5 protein-coding genes and 3 pseudogenes are annotated in these 7,487 nt (G+C 67.7%); 5 read left to right on the top strand and 3 right to left on the bottom strand.

Annotated elements, in window-relative coordinates:
* Both Y705_RS22395 and Y705_RS0112290 read left to right on the top strand, forming a co-directional pair.
* Positions 1-275: pseudogene (locus Y705_RS22395) on the top strand (MFS transporter); the annotation flags it as partial.
* A 38-nt stretch (positions 276-313) separates the two neighbouring features.
* On the top strand, positions 314-775 hold the full coding sequence (locus Y705_RS0112290; RefSeq protein ID WP_049822701.1) for an SRPBCC family protein: 462 nt from the start codon (positions 314-316) through the stop codon (positions 773-775).
* A 113-nt stretch (positions 776-888) separates the two neighbouring features.
* Here Y705_RS0112290 and Y705_RS19655 read toward each other — a convergent pair whose 3' ends face one another.
* On the bottom strand, positions 889-1,986 hold the full coding sequence (locus Y705_RS19655; RefSeq protein WP_049822700.1) for a VIT1/CCC1 transporter family protein: 1,098 nt from the start codon (positions 1,984-1,986) through the stop codon (positions 889-891).
* Between the two features lie 151 nt (positions 1,987-2,137).
* On the opposite strand from Y705_RS19655, the gene Y705_RS19650 reads away from it, so the two are divergent.
* Positions 2,138-3,907, top strand: coding sequence for a long-chain-fatty-acid--CoA ligase (locus Y705_RS19650; protein ID WP_081738023.1), 1,770 nt, complete (start codon positions 2,138-2,140; stop codon positions 3,905-3,907).
* Positions 3,908-3,978: 71 nt separating this feature from the next.
* Positions 3,979-5,238 (top strand): AI-2E family transporter, encoded by a 1,260-nt coding sequence (locus Y705_RS19645; protein ID WP_343212751.1) that lies wholly within the window; start codon positions 3,979-3,981, stop codon positions 5,236-5,238.
* Between the two features lie 22 nt (positions 5,239-5,260).
* On the opposite strand, the pseudogene Y705_RS21400 reads toward Y705_RS19645, so the two are convergent.
* Positions 5,261-5,650: pseudogene (locus Y705_RS21400) on the bottom strand (sodium:solute symporter family transporter); the annotation flags it as partial.
* Positions 5,651-5,699: 49 nt separating this feature from the next.
* Between Y705_RS21400 and Y705_RS0112265 the strand changes: the two are divergent.
* Positions 5,700-6,278: a cupin domain-containing protein gene (locus Y705_RS0112265; RefSeq protein ID WP_026533070.1), complete on the top strand. Its 579-nt coding sequence runs from the start codon at positions 5,700-5,702 to the stop codon at positions 6,276-6,278.
* On the opposite strand, the pseudogene Y705_RS19640 reads toward Y705_RS0112265, so the two are convergent.
* Positions 6,238-7,487, bottom strand: a pseudogene (locus tag Y705_RS19640) (ABC transporter); the annotation flags it as partial. The gene Y705_RS0112265 and the pseudogene Y705_RS19640 sit on opposite strands and share 41 nt — an antisense overlap.

The following is a 7,487-nucleotide window of genomic DNA, read 5'->3' as shown; positions in this document are numbered from 1 at the left end:
CGGCCGCCGCCACCGGCGGAGGCGAATCCCTGACGCCTGCCCTGGTGCAGAGCCTTCCCGAAGGGCTGCGGGAGATCATCGTGAACTCCTACAGCGAAGCACTCATCCCCCTGTTCCTCTACATGGCACCGCTCGCCGCCATTGCCGCAGTGCTGTGCCTGTTCGTCACTGAGAAGCCCCTGGCCACCACCCTGGAGCACGACGCCGTTCCCGAGTCGGTCGGTGAGGGCAGCATGATCATGGGTGGCAGGGAGAACGCACCGGCCTCGACGTAGGAGCGGCGCTTCCTCCGGGGGTCGGGCACAATAGCGGAATGACTACTGTCTCCGAGCCACGCCCCTCCGCCTACCTCATCTCCCGCGCGCGCCTTATCGAAGCGCCTGCCGACCGGATCTTCGAGGTGCTTGCGACACCTGCACTTCACAGTGTGATCGACGGCTCGGGCACGGTGAAGGGCGAACAGCCCAATGGACCGAAGCGGCTGGCGCTCGGAGCGCGCTTCGGCATGGACATGAGCATGGGTGCCAGCTACAAGATCCTCAATCGGGTGACCGAGTTCGAGGAGGGGCGCCGCATCGCGCGGCGCCATTTCTCGAGCCATGTCTGGCGCTACACGCTCGAGCCCCGCGGCAACGCAACGCTCGTCACCGAGCAGTGGGATGCCCGCGCGGTCCCCTTCAAACTGGTGCTACGGCTCACGGGCTTCACCCGGCGGCACCCCGAAAGCATCGAGAAGACGCTGGCCAAGCTCGACGAGCACGTCACGAGCCAGTAGCCGGCGCCCGCACCGGTTTTATCGGGCGCGATTGTCGTTTTCGATGGCGCCACCGTCCACGGTGAATTCCGTCCGACTGAAGCCGGTCCGACTGCAGTGCGTCGACCGGATACTCAGACGACCGAGGTGCCGAACAGCAGGCCCAGCACGTAGGTGGCCGCTGCGGCACCCAGGCCGATCGCCATCTGCCGCAGTGCGAGCTTCAGCGGCGAGGCGCCGGACAGCAGCCCGACGACGGCGCCCGTGGCAAGCAGCGCAAGGGCCACCAGGACGCAGGCGGTGACGACGGCCATCGCCCCCGTCAGGCCCAGAAGGTACGGGAGGACGGGGATGATGGCGCCCGAGGCAAAGAAACAGAAGCTCGACGCCGCCGCTCCGAGGCCCGTTCCCACGGTTTCGTGGTCATCGGGCGTGGCGTCGCCGTCGGGCTGGAGGGAGAAGCTCGGGTCGCAGTCGCAGCTGTAGAGCCCCATCCGCTCGGCGGCGCGGTGCTCGGCGGCTTCCGGAGTCATGCCGCGTGCCCGGTAGACCAACACCAGCTCGTTCGCCGCAATGTCCAGTTCCTTGGCAGCGGTCAGGGTGATCTGGGTGGGACGGGTTGCCGAGAGCAGCTCGCGCTGCGACCGCACCGACACGTACTCGCCGACACCCATCGACAGCGCCCCGGCCAGGAGCCCCGCGAGCCCGCTGAACAGGATGAACGACGTGGAGACGCCGGTGGCGCCGATGCCCATGATGAGGGCCAGGTTGCTGACGAGGCCGTCATTGGCTCCGAAGACCGCCGCCCGGAAATTGCCTGAGAGCCGGTTCCTGCCGCGGGTGGCGAGTCCGCGGACAACCTCCTCGTGGATCTGTTCATCCGCGGCCATGGCACTGGTGGCGGAGGGGTCGGCGGCATACGGGGACCGGCCCTCGGCGCGCTGGGCGAGGGCCAGCACGAAGACCGAGCCGAAGCGCCGGGCAAGGAGCCCGAGGACCCTGTTCCGGACCGAGGGGGCCGCGGGTTTGCCTGCCGCGTCGCCCAGCAGGACGAGCCAGTGCGCCTCGTGGCGTCCTTCGGCCTCCGCAAGCTCAAGGAGGATCTCGCGTTCCTCGCCCTGCCGCCGCTGGGCGAGGTAGCGATAGGTGGCTGCTTCGGCACGCTCATCGGAAAGGTACTGCCGCCACCGCTTGATGTCCTGTGGACTGGGATTGGCCTCGGGGGCGCTCACTCGGTACTCCTGGTCGGCGGTTTAGCTGCCCTTAATCCTAGCGCGGGGGAGGGCACGGCTACGGCCGATCGCGTGTCGACGGCGGAAACGGGCTACCGTGCGGCATCCCGCACGCGGTAGAGTCGGTTCCGTCCAAACAGGAAGCAGGCTTATGGATTTCGCGCCGCCACGTCCGTGGGTCTCCAGGTACGGCCCGGGTGTACCCGCGGAGATCACCGTACCCGACGGGTCCCTTCCGGACCTTCTCGAAGCATCCGTCCGCTCCTACGAGCGGTCGGTGGCGCTTGAATTCTTCGGTGCTGAGACGAGCTACCGCGACCTCGGCGAGTCCGTGCTGAAGGCGGCTGAAGGCCTGCGCCGCCTGGGAGTCGGCACCGGAGACCGGGTTGCACTCGTCCTCCCCAACTGCCCCCAGCACATCGTGGCGTTCTACGCCGTGCTGCGTCTCGGCGCCATCGTCGTGGAGCACAACCCGCTCTACACCGACCGGGAACTGCGCCACCAGTTCGAGGATCACGGGGCCACGGTGGCCGTGGTCTGGGACAAGGTGGTGCCGCGCGTCCAGGCGCTGCCGGCCGACGTCGGCGTCGAATCGATCGTCTCCGTCAGCCTTCCCGCCGCCCTGCCCGCACTGAAGCGGCTCGCACTCCGTCTTCCGCTGCCCGCAGCGAGGAAATCCCGCGACGCCCTGACGACGTCCGAACGACTGTCCGGGCCGCGGCCCGTGCACAGCTGGCGCAAGCTCCTCGCCCACCGCGCCCTTCGCAGGCAGCACCCGCGGCCCTCGTCAGGGGACATCGCAGTGCTCCAGTACACCAGCGGGACAACCGGCCAGGCCAAGGGAGCGGTCCTGACCCACCGGAACTTGCTGGCCAACGCAGCCCAGGGCCGGGCCTGGGTGCCCGGGCTCGAGGAGGGGCGCGAGGTCGTTTACGCCGTCCTTCCGATGTTCCACGCCTACGGGCTCACACTGTGCCTGACCTTCGCCATGAGCATCGGTGCGCGCCTCGTGCTGTTCCCGCGGTTCGACGTCGACCTCGTGCTCCGCGCGGCCCGCAGGAGCCCGCCGACGTTCCTGCCCGCCGTGCCTCCCATCTACGAGCGGCTGGCTACTGCAGCGAATGCACGTGGAGCCGACCTCAGCTCGATCCGCTGCGCCATCTCCGGTGCCATGAACCTTCCCGAAGCCACTGTCGAATTCTGGGAGAAGACCACGGGTGGTTACCTGGTGGAGGGCTACGGCCTCACGGAGACGTCCCCGGTGGCGATCGGAAACCCCATCGGTCCCACACGGCGTCCCGGAACGGTGGGGCTGCCGTTCCCCAATACGGACATTCGCGTCGTCGACCCGGACAATCCCTCGCAGGACCGCGAACCCGGGCAGCCGGGGGAACTGCTGATCCGGGGCCCGCAGGTATTCTCCGGGTACTGGCGGAAGCCCGAGGAAACCGAAGCGGCCCTGCTCGACGGCGGCTGGTTCCGCACCGGCGACATCGTCCGGGTGGATGAGGACCACTACGTGACCGTCGTGGACCGCATCAAGGAACTGATCATCACCGGCGGCTTCAATGTGGCGCCGTCGGAGGTGGAAGACGCCCTGTCAGCCCACGCGGACGTCGCCGACGCCGCCGTCGTGGGACTGCCGGGGACCGGAGGCGGTGAGGACGTCGTCGCCGTCGTGGTCCTGAGGGAGGGCTGCGAGCTCGACGCCGACGCGCTGCGGCAGCACTGCCGTGCGGCCCTGGCCGCGTACAAGGTGCCGAAGCGGATCATCGCGGTCGAGGAACTGCCGCGCTCACTGATCGGCAAGGTCCTGCGGCGCGAAGTGCGCACGCAATTGCTCGTCGAGGGGACGGCGGCGCCGAACAGTCGGGAACCGCAAAAAACTATGGAAGTCAACGATCGGATGGGAACAGAGTGAGCAACCAGAACATACACCCTTCAGCGGAGACGGGACCGTGGCAGGGCCCACTCGGCCGCACGAGCATCCGCGTGGCACAGGTGCTTCTGCTGCTCGTGCTCGCAGTCGTGCTGGTCTACGCCCTCATCCAGGTGAGGCTCGTCGTGATTCCGATGCTGCTGGCCCTGATTCTTGCCGCAGCCATCGGTCCCCTGGTGCTGTGGCTGCGCAGGAAGGGCTGGCCCAGTGCCGCGGCCACCGGCTTTTCCTTCCTCCTCCTCGTCGTCGCGTTTGGTGGACTGATCACGGGCATCATCTTCGCCATCGTGGGTCAGGCGGGCCAGCTCGTCAGCCAGGCCACTGAAGGGTTCGATCAGATCTACGCTTTCGTCCAGGACGGTCCCATCCCGATTGACGACGCGCAGATCCAGCAGGCGCGCGACGCCGCCATCGACTTCGCCACCAGCAGTTCGGTGGGAGCCGGTGCAATTTCCGGGTTGAGCGCCGCGGGCAGCTTCATCACCGGCGCCCTGCTCATGGCCGTCATCCTGTTCTTCTTCCTCAAGGACGGCGAGCAGATCTGGGCCTTCATCCTTCGCGCGTTCAAGGGCAAGCGACTCGTCAAGGCGCGACGCGTGGGGCACGACAGCCTGCTGGTGCTCGGTGGCTATGTGCGCGGCACCGCCATCGTGGCGCTCGTCGACTCCTTCTTCATCGGCCTTGCGCTGCTGATCCTCGGTGTACCGCTCGCGCTTCCCCTCGCCGCGATCGTGTTCGTGGGAGCTTTCATCCCCCTGGTGGGGGCCACACTCGCGGGTGTGCTCGCAGCACTCATTGCCCTGGTGGCGAACGGACCCACCACGGCGTTGATAGTGATCATCGTGGTGATCGTGGTCAACCAGCTCGAAGGCAATTTCCTCCAGCCCGTGGTCATGGGACGCACGCTCAGCGTGCACGCCCTCGTCATCCTGCTCGCGTTGACTGCCGGAACCATCCTGGCGGGCATCATCGGCGCGATCCTTTCAGTTCCGGTAGCAGCCGTGGGTTGGGCCGCCATCAAGGCATGGAACAAGGAGGACGACGACGACATCACTGCCGCCGAGATCGAGCGCGCCGAGAAGGAGACCGCGCTCGATGAAAGCGGCCATGGCCTCAGTTCCATGGCCAAGGAAGACCGCCCCCTCCTGGGAAGGATCGCGGCAGTGTCCGTCGCCAGGGCAGCAAAACGGCCCGCCACGGAATCCCGCGCGGATCGGGTCAAGGGCCGCAGGGCCTCCGAGCCGGAAAAGGATTCCGGCCCGGGCAGCAGCGACGGTTCGACGGCTGCGGGCAGGACGAACAGGACGGAATAGGCAGGAAAGAAGGCCGGCCCGGGAGCTCCAGCGTGTAGGCGAGCATGACGATGCCGGACACCTTCGTCGCCTCGTGCCCGTAGCGCAGGGTCAGCATCCGGGAGACGGTGTAGATCTTCAGCTTCTGGATGGTGGGCGCGATCAGCAGGCTCAGCAGCAGGACGTCGGTGCCGATCGCGACGACGAGTCACATGCCGGAGATCCCGAAGGTGTAGCCGAGGCCCACTCCTCCCACAGTGGAAGCCCCGCCCGGCACCACGGCGGCCATGGTGCCGGTATAGAGAAGCGGGCCGAGGCGGCGTCCGGCCACGAGGTAGTCGCTGGTGTTCCTGGTCCGCGACTTGCCCCACCACCCGAAGCCCAGCATTGCAACGAGGTACACGACCACGATCGCGATATTGATGATCTGCATGTCGAATCCTGTCGGTAAGCTCATAACCTGTTCCCGCCGAAAGGATTCCATGAAAGCGTTGCCAGTAGAACCCACCAATGCCCCCGTGGCCATCGGGTCGCGCATTCGCGCGGAACGGCAGTCGCAACGCATGACCATCGAGCAGGTTGCCGAATCGACGGGGCTGACCAAGGGCTTCCTCAGCAGGGTGGAGCGGGACCTCACGTCACCCTCGGTGGCGTCGCTGGTGACGCTGTGCCAGGTGCTGTCCATCTCGATCGGGGATCTGTTTCTCGCTCCCGAGATCCACCGGACCCGACTCGCCGAAGCGCCGCGGATCAGCCTCGGAGGTGAGGGTATCAACGAGCGGCTCCTGACGGCGCGCTCGGAGCGACGGCTGCAGATGATCCGGGCCGTCATCGAACCGTACGGCCGGGGTGAGGACGAGCTGTACTCGGTGGACTGCGAGGTCGAGACCCTCCATGTCATCGAGGGCCGGTTCGAGCTGGCCTTCTCCAACCAGCGCTACGAACTCGAGGCCGGTGACACCGTCACCTTTCCGGGCCGGGAGCCGCATACCTGGGTCAACCCCACGGGGGACCGCGCCGTCATCCTCTGGACTCTCGTCCCGGCGGCTTCGCAAGGGTGACGCCTCGGTTTCCCGGGACACCAGTGGCCAGCCGCTTCGCGAGATAGGGGGCTGTCCGGCTTCCGACAGCGACGGCGACGGCGGCCGGCGTCCCCGAGGTGACGATGCGGCCGCCCTCGTTCCCACCCGACGGGCCGAGATCGATCACCCAGTCCGCTGCAGCCACGACATCCATCTCATGCTCGACCACCACCACGGTGCTGCCGGCGTCGACGAGTGTGCTGAGCTGTTCGAGCAGCAGCCGTACGTCAGCAGGGTGCAGGCCGGTGGTCGGCTCATCGAGCAGGTACAGCGTGTGTCCGCGGCGCGCGCGCTGCAGTTCGGTGGCCAGCTTGATGCGCTGTGCCTCGCCGCCCGAAAGCTCGGTGGCCGGCTGCCCGAGCCGTAGGTAGCCCAGCCCCACGTCCCGCAGTGTCGCGAGGCTGCGCGCAGCGGACGGCACGTCGGCGAGGAAATGCGCGGCGTCGTCGACCGTCAGCCCCAGGACATCGGCAATGCTTCTGCCCCGATACGTCACCTCCAGGGTTTCCGGGTTGTAGCGGGCACCATGGCATGCCGGGCACGGTCCGTAGCTGCCGGGAAGGAACAACAGTTCGACGGCGACGAAGCCCTCGCCGAGGCAGGTCTCACAGCGGCCCCCGGCCACATTGAACGAGAACCGCCCGGCGTCATAGCTCCGTGCGCGGGCGGTCTCCGTGTCGGCGAAGATCCTGCGTACGGCATCGAACAGCCCCGTGTAGGTGGCGAGGTTGGAGCGCGGTGTCCGCCCGATCGGTTTCTGGTCCACCCGCACCACGCGGTCGAGGGTCTCCAGACCCTGCACCCGGCCGACGATGGTGCGGTCACCGGGTGCCGACTCGAAGTCGTTGCCGCTGCCCTCCGGTGAGTCGACCGGCGAATCGTTCCGGACGTGCCTGCCGACCACATCGGCCAGTACCTGGCTCACGAGGGTGGACTTGCCTGAGCCGGACACACCGGTCACGACCGTGAGGACGCGCAGGGGGATATCGGCGTCGAGGTCGCTGAGATTGTGCCGGCGGATGCCCTCCAGCCGCAGCCACCCGCTTGCCTCGCGCAGCACCCGCGCCGGGGCGGTGTTCTCGGGCGCCGTGTCCGGAAAGAGGAACGGCCGCGTCACCGATTCCTCGATCCCCGCCAGGCCCGGGACCGGACCGCTGTACAGGACGGTGCCGCCGTCCTCGCCGGCTC

The organism is Arthrobacter sp. H41 (assembly GCF_000520535.1).
Lineage (GTDB): Bacteria > Actinomycetota > Actinomycetes > Actinomycetales > Micrococcaceae > Arthrobacter_D.
Note: the sequence above shows the minus strand (reverse complement) of the source record. Positions and strands in the feature narration are given on the sequence as shown.